4 protein-coding genes are annotated in these 3,096 nt (G+C 67.4%); 2 read left to right on the top strand and 2 right to left on the bottom strand.

All coding sequences use genetic code 11. The features are described 5' to 3' along the window. Positions 1-100 precede the first annotated feature (100 nt). Entirely contained in the window at positions 101-1,081 is a 981-nt protein-coding gene (locus ACXJL8_RS37625; RefSeq protein WP_456617366.1) for a Bug family tripartite tricarboxylate transporter substrate binding protein, read from the top strand. Positions 1,082-1,108: 27 nt separating this feature from the next. Here the strand turns inward: ACXJL8_RS37625 and ACXJL8_RS37620 are convergent, their stop codons facing one another. Then, positions 1,109-1,594: a MarR family winged helix-turn-helix transcriptional regulator gene (locus tag ACXJL8_RS37620; RefSeq protein ID WP_456617561.1), complete on the bottom strand. Its 486-nt coding sequence runs from the start codon at positions 1,592-1,594 to the stop codon at positions 1,109-1,111. Positions 1,595-1,684: 90 nt separating this feature from the next. On the opposite strand from ACXJL8_RS37620, the gene ACXJL8_RS37615 reads away from it, so the two are divergent. Continuing rightward, positions 1,685-2,863, top strand: coding sequence for an FAD-dependent oxidoreductase (locus ACXJL8_RS37615; protein WP_456686670.1), 1,179 nt, complete (start codon positions 1,685-1,687; stop codon positions 2,861-2,863). Positions 2,864-2,872: 9 nt separating this feature from the next. On the opposite strand, the gene ACXJL8_RS37610 is transcribed toward ACXJL8_RS37615, so the two are convergent. Continuing rightward, a partial coding sequence (locus tag ACXJL8_RS37610) for a DUF3551 domain-containing protein (protein ID WP_456686669.1) occupies positions 2,873-3,096 on the bottom strand: 224 nt, incomplete at its 5' end.

Below are 3,096 nucleotides of genomic sequence, written 5' to 3'. Positions count from 1 at the left end.
CCACCAGGTAGGTGACAGACGACTCGCGGAGAGTCCCCCCCACCCGGCGCTTCGCGCCGACCTCTCCCCGCAAGCGGGGCGAGGTGAACTGGAGGCGACCATGATCACCAGGCGACATTTCATTCAGACCGCCGCCTGCGCCGCAGCCGCGCTGGCCGCGCCGCGCGCATTCGCGATCGGCAACCCGTCCTATCCCTCGCGCAGCGTGAAATGGGTGGTGCCTTATCCGCCGGGCGGCGCCACGGACGTGCTGTCGCGGCTGATCTGCCAGCGGCTGTCCGACCGGCTCGGCCAGACCTTTGTGGTCGAGAACAAGCCCGGCGCCGGCAGCAATATCGGTACACAGGCGGTGATTACGTCCACACCGGATGGCTATACGCTGCTGCTGACCTCGACGGCGAATGCGATCAACGCCTCGTTCGATCCGGCGCTGCCATATGATTTCGCCAAGGGCATCGCACCGGTCGCCGGTGTCGCGCGCATTCCGCTGGTGCTGGTCGTCAACAACGACCTGCCGGTGAAGACCGTCGCCGACTTCGTCGCCTACGCCAAGGCCAATCCCGGCAAGATGTCGATCGCCTCCTCCGGCATCGGCACCTCGCTGCATCTGTCCGGCGAATTGTTCAAGTCGCTCGCCGGCGTCCAGTTCACCCACGTGCCCTATCGCGGCTCGGCACCGGGACTGACCGATGTGATGAGCGGCCAGATCCAGGGCATGTTCGACAACGTCACCTCGTCCTTCGAGCTGGTGCGCGCCGGCAAGCTGCGTGCGCTCGGCGTCACCACGCGCGAACGCTCGGAGATTCTGCCGGACGTGCCGCCGATCGCCGCGACCCTCCCCGGCTACGAGACCAGTTCGTTCTACGGCGTCGGCGCCCCGCATGACACGCCGCGCGAGATCGTCGATCTCCTCAATCGCGAGATCGACGCCGCCCTCTCCGATGCCGGGATCAAAGCGCGCATCGCCGAGCTCGGCGCTATCCCGCTGCACGGCAATGCCGACGAGTTCGCCAGCATGCTGACCGCGGAGACCGACCGCTGGCGCAAGGTGGTGCAGCTGTCGGGGATCAAGAAGGAATAGCGGCGGACAACTTCGCCACGGCAGCATCTATTCGGCGATCTCCCTGCTAATCCCGCGATCCAGATTGCGATTGAGACGTTTCAGGAGGTCGCACAAGGTCGCGACCTCGGCATCGCTAAAGCCCTCGACCAGTTCGGCCCGACCGGCGTGCAGCGCCGCGCGCAGCGCCGGCATCCTGGCCAGCGCCTTCTTCGTCAGCGAGACCAGGCTGCTGCGGCCGTCCGTGGGATCGGGCGCCCGGCGGATCAGGCCGTCACGCGCCATGCGGGCGAGCGTCTGCGCCATCGAGGGTTGCTCGATCCGCGCCAGCCGGGCCAGGTCCCGCTGCGACATTGCGCCACCATCGCGCAAGAGATAAAGGACCGGGAGCTGGCCGGCGCTGGCGCCGAACGGCTTCAGGCGGCGCTCGGCAAGCCGCATCAATCCGCGCGATGCCATGTTGATGAGCGGCGCCGGCGTGCTGAACAATTCCAGATCGAAGTCAGCAAGCGGCGCCTGCTCGTCGGTCGCCATCGTCGCACCTTCCCGCTTCGAATCAGCCATTGCATAGGTACCTATGTTTAATATATAGGAGCCTATATATCAGTTGTCAGGAGTCTGTCCATGGTCTCGCGTCCCCGTATCGCCGTCATCGGCGCCGGTCCCGGCGGGCTGACGCTCGCCCGCATCCTGCATTGCGCCGGGATCACTGCGACGGTCTTCGAGAAGGAGACGCATGCGCTGGAGCGCCCGCAGGGCGGCACGCTCGACCTGCACGCCGATGACGGCCAGCTCGCGCTGAAGCGCGCCGGGCTCGAGGCCGAATTCCGCCGCATTGCCCGCTACGAGGACCAGGGCAGCCGGCTCTGCGACAAGCACGGTACGCTGCTGTTCGCCGACGACGATGCCACCGACGGTGACCGGCCCGAGGTGGACCGCACCGCGCTCAGGGAGATCCTGCTTACGTCGCTGCCCGACGGCGCCGTCCGCTGGGACCGCGCGTTGCGCGAGGTGTTTCCCGAAAGCGACGGCACGTTCACGCTCCAGTTCGAGAACGCGACCGAGGGCCCGTTCGATCTCGTGGTCGGAGCTGACGGCACCTGGTCGCGCGTGCGCCCGCTGGTCTCGTATTATGAGCCGCAATATACCGGCATCACGTTCATCGAATTCGGCATCGACGATGCGGACGCGCGCCACCCGGCGCYTGCAGCGCTGGTCGGCCGCGRCAAGCTCGGCGCAGAGGGCGACGGCCGCGGCCTGATCGTGATACGCAACGGCAACGCTCATCTCCGCGGCTACGCCATTTTTCGCGTCCCGGGCGATTGGGCTGCGCGGACCTTCGATTTCACCTCGCCCGCAGCGGTCCGCACGCGGCTGATCGCCGAGTTTGCAGGCTGGTCGCCAAAACTGCTCGATCTCATTCGCGCCAGCAACGATATGCTGGTGGCGCGCTCGATCTATGCGCTGCCGGTCGGCCATCATTGGCCGAACCGTCCCGGACTGACGCTGCTCGGCGACGCCGCGCACGTGATGTCGCCGTTCGGCGGCGACGGCGTCAACATGGCGATGCTCGATGGTGCGGAGCTCGGCCGGCATCTCGCCGAGCATGCCGACTGGCGCGTGGCGGTCCGCACCTACGAGCGCGAGATGTTCGCGCGCGTGGCGCTTCCTGCCGCCCACGCTGCAGAAGCGGTCGCGACCGAGCTCTCCCACATCGGGCCGGAGCTGTCGTTGCAACACATGCAAGGCTACCTCGCCGCCCGCGCGGCAGCTGGCGCCGCGGTTACTGGAGAGCAGCGATAACGTCCGGCGCTAGCCGCTTCTGTTGTGGCGCCAACGCGGCGGCGGTGCGTTCACGGGATAGTAGGGATTGAGATCGCAGGTCGCGGCGCGGCCCGCCGCCGTGGCGCGGCACTGCGGCAGCGAGGTGAAGGAGCAGTCATACCACTCCCCGCCGCCACCGCTCGAGCCGGAATAGACGTGCATGCAGACGGGATAGCGGGGATCGAAGGTCTGCGCATGCGACGGTGCGGCGG

The organism is Bradyrhizobium sp. P5_C11_2, from assembly GCF_054049755.1.
The sequence above is the reverse complement of the archived record's forward strand: the minus strand, read 5'-3'. Positions and strand labels throughout refer to the sequence as shown.